Source organism: Maribacter hydrothermalis (assembly GCF_001913155.1).
Taxonomy (GTDB): Bacteria; Bacteroidota; Bacteroidia; order Flavobacteriales; family Flavobacteriaceae; genus Maribacter; species Maribacter hydrothermalis.
The window spans coordinates 4,219,949-4,235,837 of record NZ_CP018760.1 but is presented as its reverse complement, the minus strand read 5'-3'; the positions used below and the strand labels follow the sequence as shown (position 1 = coordinate 4,235,837).

The 15,889-nt window shown below is 32.7% G+C and carries 14 protein-coding genes; 4 read left to right on the top strand and 10 right to left on the bottom strand.

Going from position 1 to position 15,889, the window contains the following annotated elements:
* Window positions 1-13: 13 nt before the first annotated feature.
* The gene (locus BTR34_RS18285) at window positions 14-904 is read right to left on the bottom strand and encodes a 3-hydroxyacyl-CoA dehydrogenase family protein (protein WP_068484659.1); all 891 of its coding nucleotides are present in this window, start codon (window positions 902-904) and stop codon (window positions 14-16) included.
* Window positions 901-1,875 carry a Gfo/Idh/MocA family protein gene (locus BTR34_RS18280; RefSeq protein ID WP_068484660.1) on the bottom strand — a complete coding sequence of 325 codons (975 nt, stop codon included), beginning with the start codon at window positions 1,873-1,875 and terminating at the stop codon, window positions 901-903. Before BTR34_RS18280 ends, BTR34_RS18285 begins: the two co-directional genes overlap by 4 nt.
* Before the next feature lie 145 nt (window positions 1,876-2,020).
* Between BTR34_RS18280 and BTR34_RS18275 the strand changes: the two genes are divergently transcribed.
* Window positions 2,021-2,662, top strand: a complete 642-nt coding sequence (locus BTR34_RS18275) for a protein-L-isoaspartate(D-aspartate) O-methyltransferase (protein WP_068484661.1) — start codon at window positions 2,021-2,023, stop codon at window positions 2,660-2,662.
* Here the strand turns inward: BTR34_RS18275 and smpB are convergent.
* Complete coding sequence (smpB, locus tag BTR34_RS18270) at window positions 2,659-3,120, bottom strand: SsrA-binding protein SmpB (RefSeq protein ID WP_068484662.1); 462 nt, start codon at window positions 3,118-3,120, stop codon at window positions 2,659-2,661. The two genes, BTR34_RS18275 and smpB, sit on opposite strands and share 4 nt — an antisense overlap.
* 81 nt (window positions 3,121-3,201) lie before the next feature.
* Window positions 3,202-3,744 (bottom strand): SixA phosphatase family protein, encoded by a 543-nt coding sequence (locus BTR34_RS18265; RefSeq protein WP_068484663.1) that lies wholly within the window; start codon window positions 3,742-3,744, stop codon window positions 3,202-3,204.
* A gap of 84 nt (window positions 3,745-3,828) precedes the next feature.
* Here BTR34_RS18265 and BTR34_RS18260 point away from each other — a divergent pair, with 84 nt between their 5' ends.
* On the top strand, window positions 3,829-5,490 hold the full coding sequence (locus tag BTR34_RS18260; RefSeq protein ID WP_068484664.1) for a PorP/SprF family type IX secretion system membrane protein: 1,662 nt from the start codon (window positions 3,829-3,831) through the stop codon (window positions 5,488-5,490).
* Window positions 5,491-5,638: 148 nt separating this feature from the next.
* Here BTR34_RS18260 and BTR34_RS18255 read toward each other — a convergent pair whose 3' ends face one another.
* On the bottom strand, window positions 5,639-6,232 hold the full coding sequence (locus BTR34_RS18255; protein WP_068484665.1) for a TetR/AcrR family transcriptional regulator: 594 nt from the start codon (window positions 6,230-6,232) through the stop codon (window positions 5,639-5,641).
* 110 nt (window positions 6,233-6,342) lie between these two features.
* The gene (gene clpB, locus BTR34_RS18250) at window positions 6,343-8,943 is read right to left on the bottom strand and encodes an ATP-dependent chaperone ClpB (RefSeq protein WP_068484666.1); all 2,601 of its coding nucleotides are present in this window, start codon (window positions 8,941-8,943) and stop codon (window positions 6,343-6,345) included.
* Window positions 8,944-9,098: 155 nt separating this feature from the next.
* Between clpB and ytxJ the strand changes: the two genes are divergently transcribed.
* On the top strand, window positions 9,099-9,494 hold the full coding sequence (ytxJ, locus tag BTR34_RS18245) for a bacillithiol system redox-active protein YtxJ (protein ID WP_068484667.1): 396 nt from the start codon (window positions 9,099-9,101) through the stop codon (window positions 9,492-9,494).
* Window positions 9,495-9,523: 29 nt separating this feature from the next.
* Here ytxJ and BTR34_RS18240 read toward each other — a convergent pair whose 3' ends face one another.
* Complete coding sequence (locus tag BTR34_RS18240) at window positions 9,524-10,708, bottom strand: hypothetical protein (protein ID WP_068484668.1); 1,185 nt, start codon at window positions 10,706-10,708, stop codon at window positions 9,524-9,526.
* 251 nt (window positions 10,709-10,959) lie between these two features.
* Between BTR34_RS18240 and glyA the strand changes: the two genes are divergently transcribed.
* On the top strand, window positions 10,960-12,234 hold the full coding sequence (gene glyA, locus BTR34_RS18235; RefSeq protein ID WP_068484669.1) for a serine hydroxymethyltransferase: 1,275 nt from the start codon (window positions 10,960-10,962) through the stop codon (window positions 12,232-12,234).
* Window positions 12,235-12,250: 16 nt separating this feature from the next.
* Here the strand turns inward: glyA and BTR34_RS18230 are convergent, their stop codons facing one another.
* The 3 genes from BTR34_RS18230 to BTR34_RS18220 form a co-directional block, all read right to left on the bottom strand.
* Window positions 12,251-12,895 carry a hypothetical protein gene (locus tag BTR34_RS18230; protein WP_068484670.1) on the bottom strand — a complete coding sequence of 215 codons (645 nt, stop codon included), beginning with the start codon at window positions 12,893-12,895 and terminating at the stop codon, window positions 12,251-12,253.
* Between the two features lie 158 nt (window positions 12,896-13,053).
* The gene (locus BTR34_RS18225; RefSeq protein ID WP_068485010.1) at window positions 13,054-13,722 is read right to left on the bottom strand and encodes a response regulator; all 669 of its coding nucleotides are present in this window, start codon (window positions 13,720-13,722) and stop codon (window positions 13,054-13,056) included.
* A gap of 28 nt (window positions 13,723-13,750) precedes the next feature.
* The gene (locus BTR34_RS18220) at window positions 13,751-15,844 is read right to left on the bottom strand and encodes a tetratricopeptide repeat-containing sensor histidine kinase (protein WP_068484671.1); all 2,094 of its coding nucleotides are present in this window, start codon (window positions 15,842-15,844) and stop codon (window positions 13,751-13,753) included.
* Window positions 15,845-15,889: the final 45 nt, after the last annotated feature.

The following is a 15,889-nucleotide window of genomic DNA, read 5'->3' as shown; positions in this document are numbered from 1 at the left end:
ATTTATTACGACACTAATTTTTAAATTGGTTGGCTACATTTTCTGCCTTTTTACTTTCGGTGTAATCGTAAAATCCTTCACCCGATTTAATTCCTTTTTTACCGGCCATAACCATATTAATTAATAAGGGTGATGGAGCGTATTTAGGATTTTTAAACCCGTCATACATAACATTTAAAATAGAAAGACAAATATCCAATCCTATAAAATCCGCTAATTGAAGTGGGCCCATAGGATGTGCCATTCCTAATTTCATTACCGTATCAATTTCTTTTACGCCTGCTACACCATGATGAAGGGTTTCAATTGCTTCATTAATCATAGGCATTAAAATTCTATTTGCAACGAAACCGGGATAATCATTAACCTCTGTAGGGGTTTTTCCTAATTTAGTAGAAAGCTCCATAATGGTTTTAGTGGTCAAATCCGAAGTACTGTAACCACGAATAATTTCAATAAGTTGCATAATGGGTACAGGATTCATGAAATGCATGCCAATAACCTTATCTGGCCTGCCAGTAGCGGCTGCAATTTGTGTAATTGATATAGATGAAGTGTTTGATGCTAAAAGTGTATTAGGCCCGCACAAAGCATCTAATTCTTTAAAAATTTTGAGTTTAATAGTTACATTTTCAGTTGCTGCTTCTATGGCTAAATCAACTTTTGATACTCCCGATTTTAATTCTGTAAATAGGGTAATATTGGATAGAGTACTTTCTTTATCGGCAACCGATATTTTTTCTTTTGCCACCATACGATCTAAATTATTAGAAATTGTGGCAAGTCCTTTATCTAAAGCTTCTTTAGAAACATCAATTAAATGTACTTGAAATCCGCTTTGGGCAAATACATGGGCAATTCCATTTCCCATTGTACCTGCGCCAATAACTGCTATATTTTTCATATTTTCTTTGGATTGAATGCTGATATAATTTGTAAGGCAACTTTTAGTGCTTGTGTGCCTTGCTTTAAGCTCACAACTGGTGTTGTATTATTTTTAATAGCGTCCGCAAAAGAATTTAGCTCGTCTAAAATGGCATTATTAGTTTCTATTGAAGGATTCTCAAAATAAATCTGCTTTTTAACTCCCTCTGCATTTTGTAGAATCATATCAAAATCACCTGGCTCTTTAGGAGCGTCCTTCATTTTTACTACTTCTACTTTTTTTTCTAGAAAATCTACTGAGATATAAGCATCTTTTTGAAAAAAGCGCGATTTTCTCATATTTTTCAGAGAAATTCTGCTTGCCGTTAAGTTGGCTACACATCCATTTTCAAATTCTAATCTAGCGTTCGCAATATCCGGGGACTGACTAATTACAGAAACACCACTTGCGTTTACTTGTTTTACTTCAGAATTAACAACGCTTAAAATTGCATCGATATCATGAATCATTAAATCTAAAACTACGGGTACATCTGTTCCTCTTGGGTTAAACTCGGCCAAACGATGACTTTCGATAAACATAGGTTGTTTTATAGCATTTTTTACAGCTGTAAATGCCGGGTTAAATCTTTCTACATGACCAACCTGACCTTTAATCTTGTACTTAGCTTGTAATTCAAGTAAAGAGTTTGCTTCTTCAAGTGTATGTGTTATTGGTTTTTCAATGAAAATATGTTTTCCTTTTTCAATTGATTTTTTTGCACATTCGTAATGAGAAAGAGTAGGGGTTACGATATCAACAACGTCAACAGCATCAATTAAATCATCGAGGTTATTGTAATAAGTATATCCAAATTCTGAACTTACTTTTTCTCCATTTGAACTATTGGCATCGTGGAAACCAACTAGTTCATAGTTTTTAGATTCATTTAGAAGTCTAAGGTGGATTTTACCCAGATGCCCAGCTCCTAAAACACCAACTTTTAACATTTGTTTCGTTTTGTTCAAAAATACACATAGTTAGGTAGTTTTATCCTATGGGTTATTTCAATTTTAAGAATTATTAATTTAAGTTTTCCATAGGTCTTCCATGGTTAAAAAACTTTACTAACTTTGAAAGTCAAACCGACTACCATTGAAAGATACTTTTAAGCATCGCGGCATGCGAAACCATTTAGCACAAATACTTATAGATAAGGGTATTGCTGATAAAAAGGTGCTTGACGCCGTTCGTGAAATCCCAAGGCATTTATTTATGGACAGCAGTTTTGAAGGCCATGCGTATCAAAATAAAGCATTTCCAATTGCTGCGAATCAAACTATTTCCCACCCATACACTGTAGCATTTCAGACCGAATTATTACAATTAGAGGAGGGTCATAAAGTTTTGGAAATTGGAACGGGTAGCGGATACCAAACTGCAATTCTTTTAAATTTAAAGGTTAAGGTTTATTCTATTGAACGTCAATTAGAGTTGTTCAAAAAGACCAATATTTTTTTTAAGAAAATGGGCTACAGACCTAAGAAGCTTATTTTTGGAGATGGTTATAAGGGTTTGCCGGAACAAGCACCTTTTGATCGTATTATTGTTACTGCAGGAGCACCTGAAGTGCCAAAGGCCTTGCTTTCGCAATTAAAAGTTGGTGGAAGACTCGTAATTCCAATAGGATTTGAAGAACAAATTATGACACTTTTTGTGCGCACCGCAAATATGGAATTTTCAAAGACCGAGTACGGTTCTTTTAGATTTGTGCCCTTGTTAGAAAATAAGAACTAGTTATTAAAGCTCTTTTTTATTCGGTCAAGATCGCGTTTATTATCACGATCCTTCATTGTTTCCCTTTTATCGTAGAGTTTTTTACCCTTGGCCAATGCAATTTGCATTTTGGCAAGTCCTCTTTCGTTTAAAAATACACGTAATGGAACAATAGTTAGTCCAGATGCTTTAACCTCTTTACTTAACTTCTTTAATTCTCTTCTTTGCAAAAGTAATTTTCTTTCGGCTTTTGGTTTGTGATTAAAATGAGATGCATGTGAATATTCGTCAATTTGCATATTTATTACAAACAGTTCATCCCTATCATTAAACTCGCAGAAACTCTCGGATATAGATGCACGACCTTCTCGTATGGCTTTAATTTCAGTCCCAGCTAAGACTATGCCGGCCGTAAATTTATCCATTAGCTCATATTCGAAACGAGCCCTTTTATTCTTTATGTTGATGGTATTTTGCATTGACAACAAAAGTAAGCACAATTCAATGAATGTGTCAAACTTTTAAAAATAATTGCAAAACGAAATTTTAACAGCTATAAATTAATCAGGACAATTACAGTTAAAAATAAGCTTATTCACTGTTGGTATATTATTCACTACTTGTACTATAAATAATGTACCATTTTCACCATCATCAATTGAAGAATATTTTTCTTCACCTATTAATTTATTTACAAATTCTGGTGTAGTATTACTATGCCCAACAATTAAAACTTTTTTATCTACATTATCCGCTTTAAATTGAGTTATATCTATAGTACTTGGGTCATAATATTGCACATCTATATTCTTTTTAACAGATGTAGGTGCTGCAGTCATTGAAGTTCTATTGTAGTCGGTTGAATAAATGGCATCTAACTCAACATCAATCAATATTTCGGCCCAATGCATAGCTCTGCCTAAACCTTTTTGGTTTAACTCAGGGTCGTTGTCATTGGGGTTACTTCTATCTTTTTCGGCATGTCTTATCAGATAAAATGTAGAAATAGATGTTTGATCTGTTGCGGTGCCTATTGGGTGCTCTTCTTTACAAGAAAGACTAATGGAGAGCAGAATAAAAAGAACAAATTTGATAGCTTTCATGAAAAATTGTTAGTTGTATTAATTTAATAACTAAAATTACTTTAAAATAGTACTATAAATAGTCTATTTTTTGTTTTTTTGCATATGAAAAAATTTTGTGGGGCACTTCTTATTGGATTTGTAGTTCTAGGTATTAAGGCTCAGGAAGTTGTGCTTCCTGTTGATTTTAGGCAACAGAACCTTACTGAATACAACAGCAGCTTAATTAATCCTTCATATAGTTTAAATCGTAATAACCCTTCTTCCGTGGCACTTTGGGCTAGGTGGCAATGGCAGATATATGACGCAGACCCTACTTCATTATTTTTTAATTACACTACTAGGTTAAATGAGGTTTCTTCAGCAGGTGTTGGTTTTTTTCAACATAATACCGGTGTTTTTTTAAATACAGGTGCAGCAGTAAACTATGCCTATAATATAGAATTAAGTGAAAATGTATTTTTCGGGGTTGGGCTTAATTTATTTGCTTATCAACAAAAATTAGCTGATGAACGTTTTTTTATTCCTAATCCAATACAAACATCAATTCCTAATGATTTTATCATTCAAATGGCTCCAGGAATTAATCTTAGTGTCGATAGATTTAATTTAGGTTTGGTATCGGAAAATTTGTTCGATTATAATTTCAGTACAAATGAACGTAATACCAGCCCTGATGATCGTATGTTTTTAGCATTGGCAAGTTATGATTTTCCTGTCTCAGTACTTAGCACAGATGAAAGTTCAATATTGAGACCATCAATATATTATAAAACAATACCCGGCTTAGATAATCAAGTTGGGCTAACAACATTACTGACTACGAATAAATATTGGGCTCAGGCAGGTTACAATAGCTTTTATGGAATATCTGGAGGTATAGGTGGTCGTTTCTTTAAACGATTATCTATTGGGGCATTGGTAGAAGTAGGTACAAGTTCCAATGTGAAGGGAATGGACCCATCTTTTGAATTAGTAACCTCATATAAAATAGGAAAATTAGAAACACCTGAAGAAAAGCTAGAAGAACAATTAATTGCAGCTGAGGAGAATAAAAAAGAAGAAGAATTACTTGAAAAAGAATCACTAGCTGAGGAGCTATCGAAAGCTGAGAAACTAGCACTAGAACGCGAAATAAAAAAACAAGAACGATTGGCGCAACTTGACGCTAAAAGAGTAAAAGACTCATTGGATATTGCAGCTAAGCAGGCCGATGTTGCAATTAAAGAATCTAAAAGAGATATAAAGCGCAAACGTGATTCTATAGAAAACGCAAATGCAGAAAAGGCATTAGCAGCGACTAAAGCATTAGAACAACAAAGAAAACAAGATTCTATAGCTTTAGTTATAAGTAAAGAAGCGGAAGCTGTGGCGCTGCTTCAACAACAAAGAAAAGATTCAATAGCAGAAAGTGAAGCAGCTTTGGCAGAAGCGGAGAGAAAACAAGCGGAGTTAGCTTTAAAGAATGAAGTTGTAAAACCGAAGGCAGGAGAAAGATATGAGGAAGTTGCAAAAGAAGGAGCTTTGTCTCCTGGATATTATTTGATCGCAAATGTATTTGGGACTAAAAAATACTTTGATGCATTTATGATCGACATGAAGAAAAAAGGTATTGATGCCAAATCATTCTACAGAGAATTGAACAAATATAACTATGTGTATTTAGCTAAGTTTACTTCTATTAAAGAAGCGAGAGAAGCAAGAGACTCTGGATTAAACGGTAAATACAACGAGAAGATTTGGATATTTAGAGTTACCGGAGAGTAATTGACAATTAGGAGATTAAATCTTAAGTGAGGGTGGTTTAATTGTAAGTAAAAACAAAATCATTCCTCTTTTTAAAAGGATATTATATATTGAATATTAAATTAAATTGGTGATTTGATATAACTTAATTATTACTAATGGAGGTTGTTTATTTTAATTCTCTTTTAATTAGAACATCTAGGTAGGTAACTGTGTTTAATAAGTATTTGCGGTCTTTTGTTAGGGTAGCCATTGCAATAGCACCTTGTATTATAGTAAATAGTTGTTTTGAAAATTGTAAAGGAGATACCGGTAGTTTAAACTCACCATTATTGATTCCACTTTCAAAAACTAGGGCAATTTTTCCTTCTATATCTTTTATAGTTTCTTTAGCAGCTGCAGCCAATAAGCGATTATTATGTTGTGCGTCAATTCCAACATTTAAAATTGGGCAACCTCCCATGTTTAAGGTAAAAACATCGTACTTTTTGTAAAACTCTATAAGGTTATTAATCTTATTGATGGCATTGCCATCTATGGACAAATGTTCGTCAATTGCGGTTAAAAGCAGATTTCTATTAAACTCAAATGCGGAAAGAGCTAATGCCTCTTTATTTTCAAAATTACCATAAAGAGCACCTTTTGTTAGGTTGGTAGCATTAGTTAAGTCACTCATGCTAGTACCAACATAACCATGTTTGTTGAAAACGGGTGCTACAGTCTCTATAATGAATGCGGTTGTTCTTTCGGCTTTGGTTGACATATAGGACTGTTTTATGCGAATATAAAAAATCTATACTGCATGGTATATATTGTTGATAAAAAAAAGCGTTCTAAATGTAATTAAGAACGCTTTTCTACCTTTTTACGGTTTTATGCCATAATATCTTCCTGATTTCGAAACACTAAATTATTGTCAAAGGCATCTAGTAAAACAACACTATCAGCTTTAATTTCACCGCTCAATAATGCTTTGGACATATTGTTCAGAACTTCTTTCTGGATAGTTCTTTTTACAGGTCTTGCACCAAATTGCGGATCATAACCTTTCTCTGCCAAATAATCGATAGCTTCTTCAGTGGCATCCAAAGTAATTTGTTGATTGTCTAACATTTTCTTTAAACTTTGAATTTGAAGTTTTACGATTTCTTTGATGTTGTCTTTGGTTAAAGGAGTAAACATAACAATGTCATCAATTCTATTTATAAATTCTGGTCTTACTGTTTTCTTTAATAAACCTAGTACTTCAATCCTTGCAGCTTCAGTTGCACTGTAAACATCTACGGCATTTTCAAAAGTATCTTGAATGATATCACTTCCCATATTACTGGTCATGATGATGATCGTATTCTTAAAATCCGCAACACGACCCTTGTTATCCGTTAATCTGCCTTCGTCTAAAACTTGCAGAAGAATATTAAAAGTATCTGGGTGTGCCTTTTCAATTTCATCTAACAAAACAACAGAGTACGGACGTCTTCTAACCGCTTCGGTTAATTGTCCTCCTTCATCATAACCAACATACCCTGGAGGTGCTCCCACCAATCTGCTTACCGAATGCCTTTCTTGGTATTCGCTCATGTCAATTCTGGTCATTGCATTCTCATCATCAAATAAATAAGATGCCAAGGTTTTAGCTAATTCTGTTTTACCTACTCCAGTTGTACCTAAAAATAGGAAGGAGCCAATGGGCTTTTTGGAATCTTGTAATCCGGCTCTACTTCTTCTAATAGCATCGGAAACAGCTTCAATGGCTTCTTCTTGACCAACAACACGCCTATGGAGTACACTTTCAAGTTTCAATAATTTTTCGCGTTCGCTTTGTAGCATTTTTGTAACTGGTATACCCGTCCATTTTGCAACTACTTCTGCTATATCATCACTAGTAACTTCTTCTTTAATTAGTGTGCCTGCATGTTGCTGAGCGCTTAAATTGTTCTGTAATTTAGTTAAACTTTCTTGAGCTTCCTTTATTTTCCCATATCGCAGTTCGGCAACTTTACCGTATTCTCCATTTCGTTCGGCACGTTCAGCTTCAGTTTTATAGTTTTCAATAGCTAACTTTGTTTGTTGAATGTTGTCAACAACAGATTTTTCACTTTCCCATTGCGCAAAAATTTCATTTCTCTCTTCTTTGATATTGGCTAAGTCTAAATTTAAGACCTGTAATTTTTGCTTATCATTTTCTCTTTTAATTGCCTCGATTTCAATTTCTATTTGCATAATCTTACGGTCAAGAACATCTAATTCTTCGGGCTTAGAATTTATTTCCATACGTAATTTAGAAGCCGCCTCGTCCATTAGGTCGATAGCTTTGTCCGGCAAAAATCTATTGGTTATGTATCGCTGAGATAATTCTACCGCAGAAATTACGGCTTCATCCTTAATACGAACCTTATGGTGTGCCTCGTACTTATCTTTAATACCTCTTAAGATAGAAATAGCACTTTCAGTATCTGGCTGATCAACAACTACTTTTTGAAATCTTCTTTCTAATGCCTTATCTTTTTCAAAATATTTTTGGTATTCATCAAGCGTAGTCGCACCAATAGATCTTAACTCGCCTCTTGCTAAAGCTGGTTTAAGAATATTAGCGGCATCCATAGCTCCTTGTCCGCCACCGGCACCTATTAAAGTGTGTATTTCATCTATAAATAGTATGATATTGCCATCTGCACTAACAACCTCTTTAATAACGGCTTTTAATCGTTCTTCAAATTCTCCTTTGTATTTAGCACCAGCAATTAATGCACCCATGTCCAAAGAATAAATGACCTTATCTTTAAGGTTTTCAGGAATATCACCTTGTATAATTCTGTGCGCCAAACCTTCGACAATAGCCGTTTTACCTACGCCAGGCTCTCCTACTAAAATTGGGTTATTTTTGGTTCGTCTTGATAGTATTTGTAATATTCTACGAATTTCTTCGTCTCTGCCAATTACAGGGTCTAACTTACCACTATCAGCAAGTTTATTTAGGTTGTTGGCATATTTTTCAAGTGAATTATAGTTGTCTTCTGCACTTTGAGAAGTAACCTTATCGCCATTTCTAAGTTCTTTTATAGCTGCATTTAAATGCTTTTCTGTTGCACCTTGATCCTTTAGTATTTGGGCTATTTTACTTTTCGATTTTAAGATGGCTAAAAAAAGGTGTTCAATGGAAACATATTCATCTTCCATATTTTTAGCAACAATACTTGCTTCATTAAGCGTTTTTCCTGCCTCTCTAGAAAATTGTATGTCTCCACCTTCCACTTTAGGGAAGGTTAATAATTCTTTTTCTAAAATTTGAAGAATTAGAGAGAAGTTAATGCCTAATTTCTTAAGCAAGAAAGGCATAACATTTTCTTCTACTTCAGTAAGCGCTTTAAAAACATGTTCATTTTCAATTTGTTGATGCCCCAAATTTTGGGCAATCAGTTGGGCTTGTTGAATAGCCTCCTGTGATTTTATGGTGAAATTATTTATATTCATTCTCTTATTTTTAGTTTATTGTAATACTTTTGACAGTGTTAATTCAATAATCTTACCATTTAAGATTGCAAGACAAAATGACATTAATATAATAAAAATAACTGTCATATAGGCAGTTGTAATGAATTGAATTATACTATTAATTTAAAGAATTTATGGGATTATTTGGAGGAATTTTTGGAGGGGCGAAGAATGATAAGGGTAAGGAAGATAATAGTATTCCATGGAGGCCTTTAACATCTGCGGAGCAATTTGAAGAAATTAAGAAGGATTCTATTACTAGAGCGCAAGTCATTTTTAAACATTCTACAAGTTGTGGAATTAGTAGAATGGTGTTAAATATGTTTAAAAGTAGTTATAGCCTAGAAAATGGACAAATGGACTTTTACTTTTTAGATTTACTGGCAAATAGAGGTGTTTCTAATGCGGTTGCATCTGAGTTTGGAGTAATGCACCAGTCTCCACAACTCTTGATCATTAAAAATGGGGTAGTGGTAATGCACGATTCTCATGGAGCAATATCAGATATCGAATTAGAGCAATATGTATAAAAAAAGCCCCGTTATTTGGGGCTTTCTAATTAATTAAAACTTTGATTATTTAAAATACGCTTTAAATTGTTCTTTAAATCTTCGCCTGCATCATAGACCATTTGTTCATTACTTGGAAAAGGTACTTTTGCTAATTGTAAAAGCGAAACTAAATCATTATCTAATGCTCTTTTGTCTCCATCGTAATTGGCATAAATATGCTCAAAAACAAACTGACTTGTCAACGGGTATTGGTTTATTTTTTGCTGCTTTTTTAAATCTATAAAATTTACGACGCCTGTAACTTGAGCACTTTTAAATTGTGTAAATTGATAGAAATCACATTTTACAGTTTTAAATTTATCAATTTTTATACTATTTCCTAAGCTATCTGAAACAACATTTCCGTTGCGGTCTTCAACAAAAGTATACCCATCTTTTATCTGCTTTTCCTTACTAATTTGTTTTTCGTTAATCTGTTCTGGAGAAATGTTTATATCTTGAAAAGAAACTTCCATTTGATAGTCATACAATTGATTTTGAATTCTGTTGGTATGATATTGTGTCCAGTTAGAGTTTAAACCATAGGTATTAAGGTTTAAAAGCTCGTCTTCTAGTCTTTTAGGTATTATTTTATCAGTATTGTTTGTCATTTCAACAATAACATAATCCAACCCCTTTAAATATGCTTCATCTATTTTTGAAGTAACATCTTTATAATTTGGGTTTATTTCTTCCAAATATTTAAGATCATTATAGGCATTTCTGTAATCTAATTTATAATTAGCATCTTTAAGTAAAGTTGTTGCTTTGTTATATAAAAATTCAGAAAGATTTGACTTAGCAGCAATTAAATCATCGTCATAATTTTTAAAATTGAATTGTGCTTTTCTATTTTCATCTTGTATATATAAAGGTAATAAAGGACGTATACGTTCTTGTATAGACTTTAAACGGCCATAGGCATCATAAATTTCTTCATAATTGGCAGCATTACCATCCTTTTTTAGGAATTTAATATTCTGTAATTCTCTTTCGGTATTCTTACGATAACCTTCTTCAAGAAGAATAATGTATGTCTGATTACTTTTTTTGGTCTTATTTTCGGCAATATTCATAACCGCCTTATTAATGGCAGCCATGTAATTACCAGAATTAAGTGCTTCCTGTGTTTTCTTAACTCCACTACAAGATAGTAGCAAGCCTATAAAACTTAATAGTAGAATTTTTTTCATGTCTATTATATTTTAAGAATTTAATATAGCTATTTCAACAGCCGTGCCATAAATGACTTTAAACATAACGTTGAGGCTTTGGGAATAGTATATTTTTGATTAACGGCACTATATGGCTTTATTTTATGGGAATCTCTTAGCTAGAAGTTATTAACTTATTTTAATAAAAAAGTTATGCTATTCTATAATTTTTTAATCTCCATAAGGTCTCTTATTTGTATTTTTGCGACTTATTTAAAAGAAATAGCAACATGCAACGCGACACTACAATTTTTAATCTTATAGAAGAGGAAAGACAACGCCAAATTAATGGAATTGAGTTAATAGCTTCTGAGAATTTTACGAGTCCACAAGTAATGGAAGCACAAGGTTCTGTTCTTACCAATAAGTATGCAGAAGGTTATCCAGGTAAAAGATACTATGGTGGTTGTGAAGTTGTGGATAAAGTGGAGCAACTAGCTATAGATAGGGCTAAAGAGCTTTTTGGCGCAGCCTATGCAAACGTTCAACCGCATTCCGGGTCTCAAGCTAATGCAGCTGTATACCATGCTTGCTTGCAACCGGGTGATAAAATACTAGGATTTGATTTATCTCATGGGGGTCACTTAACTCATGGTTCACCAGTGAATTTTTCAGGTAGATTATACAACCCGGTGTTTTACGGTGTGGATAAAGAAACCGGGCGATTAGATTATGATAAAATTCAAGAAGTAGCTACTAAAGAGAAGCCAAAATTAATTATAGCTGGGGCATCAGCATACTCCAGAGATATGGACTTTGAACGTTTTCGTAAAATAGCCGATAGTGTTAATGCTATTTTACTTGCAGATATTTCTCACCCAGCAGGTCTTATTGCCAAAGGTTTATTAACTAATCCAATTCCTCATTGTCATATAGTTACTACAACTACGCATAAAACCCTTAGAGGTCCAAGGGGAGGATTGATATTAATGGGTGAAGATTTTGATAACCCTTTTGGTATTACTTTAAAAAATGGAAATCTAAGAAAAATGTCAGCATTATTAGATTTGGCAGTATTTCCAGGAAATCAAGGTGGACCTTTAGAACATGTTATTGCCGGTAAAGCAATTGCATTTGGTGAGGCTTTGACAGAATCATACGCTACGTATATATCACAAGTAAAAAAGAATGCAGATGCAATGGCAAAAGCATTTGTGAAAAGAGGTTATAATATTATTTCTGACGGTACGGATAACCACATGATGCTTATTGATTTAAGGAATAAAGATATTTCGGGAAAAGATGCTGAAAAAGCTTTAGTACTTGCAGATATTACTGCTAATAAGAATATGGTTCCTTTTGATGATAAATCTCCTTTTGTAACTTCTGGTATTCGGTTTGGAACGGCAGCTATTACCACGAGAGGCTTAGTAGAAAGCGATATGGAAAAAGTAGTCGAATTTATTGATCAGGTAATTGTAAATCCTGAAAACCAAACCATAATTAAAGAAGTTAGGGGTAAGGTAAATGAGATGATGAAAACGAGACCAATTTTTAATGCATAATTAAAAATTGGTTTTTTTACTCCGTTAAAAATTCTAGATCACCACTTACATAAGTATTTCTATTTACATGGTATATAGAAGCTTCGTCATCTTTATCTAAATAAATACCCCAATATTCAAAATAGGAGTTAGGGGTAAGTTCTATTGAATGACGGTCTAATTCGCAATCTTCTATATTATCCTCGTAAATAGGGACAAAAATTTCATAGGGCTTTTGTGTTAATCCTCTAGTTAAAAACACATAATTACAGGCAATTTGTTTTATAATTTCATTTAATTGCGTGGGTATGCTCTTGTTGTAAATTCTTTTTATAACAATACTAGTATCGTTTAAAGAAATTGTAAGCTCTTCAATATCAATGTTATAATCGTTGTTGGCGTCTAAAATGTTTAAACAGTATTCTAATGGAGAATCATTTTTAATGTTATTACCCCATCGATCCGTACTAAAATGAGAAAACAATTCTAGCAAGTCTAAATTGCAAGTCATCTCCAAAACTAAATGAATAGAATCCGAAGTACAGGTTTTACTTTTTAGCTTTACCGCAGAAAAATAATGATATTCTAACGATTTTAAGAAATAATCTATGCCAATTATTTCTTTGGTAAAATCTATATTTATCAAAGAATTTTTAATAAAATTTTCAATATTAAAGGGCATAAAAGTGTGTTTTATATGTATTCTACATACATAAAGATACTTTTATTACGCTGTGTATAGACCTAGGATTACCTTAGAATATTGGAGGAGATTATTATAAAATAAAACGTTAATTTTTAATACACTGATTATCAGTACATTGTAAATTGGAATAATTTTTATAAAAAGCCTCTATTTTTGGCTTCATTTATAAGAGCAAGGTCATTTCCGTTTTTAACATGAAAAAGAGCCTTTAATTGTCTCTTTCTTGCTTCAACAGTAGTATTTGCTGAGCCAATTAATGGGGCTATATCCCTTGTGTGTATTCCTTGGGATAAATGGTAAAGAATTTTTTGGTCTTGCTCATCAATAATAATATCACTTGACATTCTTCTACGTATAGCAGAAAGAGCACTCGCAGTATAATAAGGAGAATTATTTGAGATGGTTTCTACCATGGCTTTTAGGGACATTTCATCTATTTCAGATTTTACCATATAGCCATCTGGGTTTACCGTTTTAAAAATATTATTAATTCTAAAATTATCACTATAAGAAGACATGAAAACTACTTTAGAATCTGGTACTTCAGCTCTGGCAATAATACCTAAATCAATACCTGTTCTTTGGTCTTTAGATTCTGGAGAAAATAGTTGAATGTCCAAAAGTATAATGTCGTATGGAATAGCCCGCTTAGATGTTTCAATTTTAATTTTTCCTTTTTCAAAGCTTTTTGCTATTTCAACTTTTACGTTAAAGCCAGAGAATTCTGAATCTTCAAGAATATACTTATACCCTAAAGTCGTCATCTCGTGATCATCTACAGCTAAAATCCGTACCGTGTTCATATCCATTATTAGAATCTATCGTAATGTACTAAACGTTTTTTATTTGTGCATTATTATCTGAAGAAATATATGATTCTTTTTTTAGTGGTATTTGTAGGTTAATAGTTGTACCGCTGTTTTCACTTGAATCTACTTGAAAAGTACCATTTAGCTTATTTATTCTTGATGTTATGTTTCTAAGACCAATGCCTTTTTTACCTTTATTAACATTAAATCCACGTCCGTTATCACTCATAATAACATTAAAAATGTCATCATTTCTATAAAATGTTATTTCAAAACTGGAGCAATTGGCATGTTTTATGGCGTTCTGAAAGGTTTCTTGAATAATTCGGTAGACATTTATTTTAATAGCACCCTCTAGGCTATCCCAGTTTTCATCATCATTATAATGAAAAAAGGTCTCAATATTCATATTCTTATTATGGTTTGCTAGTAATGCGTCAATAGAATCGGTAAAATTGGTTATTTTTTGATAAGCACTATGGCTTAACTCATGCGAAATAGAGCGTATTTCATGTTCTATTTCTTGTAATGAGCCTAATGCTTTTGTTTTTTCTTGTATTGCTTCTTCTGTAGACCTTTTATTTAACCCGGTTAATACCATACGGGCACCCAACATTTTTCCTAAAACACCATCATGTAATTCTTCTGAAATTCTTTTCTGTTCTAAACGCTTAACCTCATCGACCTTTTGTTTTTGGGTTAACATTAAATTAAAAATTTCTTGATTATTTGCTTGTTGTTGCTGGTCAAAACGGAGTTTTTGGTTTTTGGCGCGTTGATTAATGATAATGTAAATTGATAAACCTAAAAGAAAAAAACCAGCGGCAATACCTATCCATAGTTGTTTTTGCTTGGATAAGACTTCTTTTTCATCGGTTAACTCCACATTTTCGGCAATAAATTCATCAGTTTCAAAACGAATACGGGCAAATTTATTCTGTATTTTACGTTCTTCTTTTTGAAGACTATCATTTAGGGTTGTGTATTTTTTAAAATATTCGTCAGCATTTTCTTTTTCCAAAAGGGATAATAATTGCCATGTTTCTAATAATAACTCATTTGAGCTGCTTCCCATTGATAATTTTTCTGCATTTTTGGCATTTAAAATTGCTTCAATAGTATCATTTGCATAAGCATTATATTCAGCTAAACTATAGTAAGTAGATGCTAAACTCCCTATTTCATTTTCTTTACTTTTTATTTTTATGGTTTCGTTGAATAATTCTTTAATACCTGTGGTATCTTTATTGTAAAGCTTAGCGGTAGCTAGGTTGCTAAGAGCACGCCCATATAAACTTGGGTCCTTTAAAAGGATACTATCAATAGTTACAACCTTTTTAAAATTTTCAATGGCTAAAGGATATTGTTTATTTTTTCTGTAGATTACTCCAATATTATTGATAATTCTTGCTTCATCAATAGAACTGTAAGAGACTTTCTTTAAATAAAACAAAGCATCATTATAATACGATAAGGACTTTTTATAATCGCCTAAATCACCTAATATAATACCAAGTAGGTTGTAGGCGTTATGTAATTGCAAATAATCGTTTACTAATTTAAATTGTTCTATTGCCTTAATAGTAGTTGCTTCCCCGCCGGTATAATCTTTTATTTGCATTTGAATTGTCGCCATATTGAGTAACAATTGGCCAGACGAAGATTTGTTGTCAATATACTGAAATATTTTTTGGGCTTCTGAATAATAGAAAAATGCACTATCTTTTACTGATTTATTTTCTAAAAAAAAACCTAAATCCCAATAGGCATTTCCTAACGCCAAAGAATCTTTTAATTTGTAATTTATAGCTATCGTTTGCTTATTTAACTTACGATATAAAGCACTGTCCTGGACCCAAGGAAAATTTAAAGAAAGAAATGACAAATATTTTCCTTTTAAGGAGTCCGTATTTGCCTCAATGGCAGAAAGGTAGGCTTTGTGTAAAAAAATTAACTTTTTATCAGTTGAATTATCTAAGTTTTTACCTTCATTAAGATAATAAGAGATACTATCTGTTGGGGGACTAATTTGATTGTCCTTTTTAGATTGTTCAATATCCGAGCAACCCGTAATAATTAGAAGAATTGAGATTATAAAAAAATGTAATTTATTCAAAGAAATTGCTTGAGTAGATGAAAATCTAAGGTATAAAAAATGCCT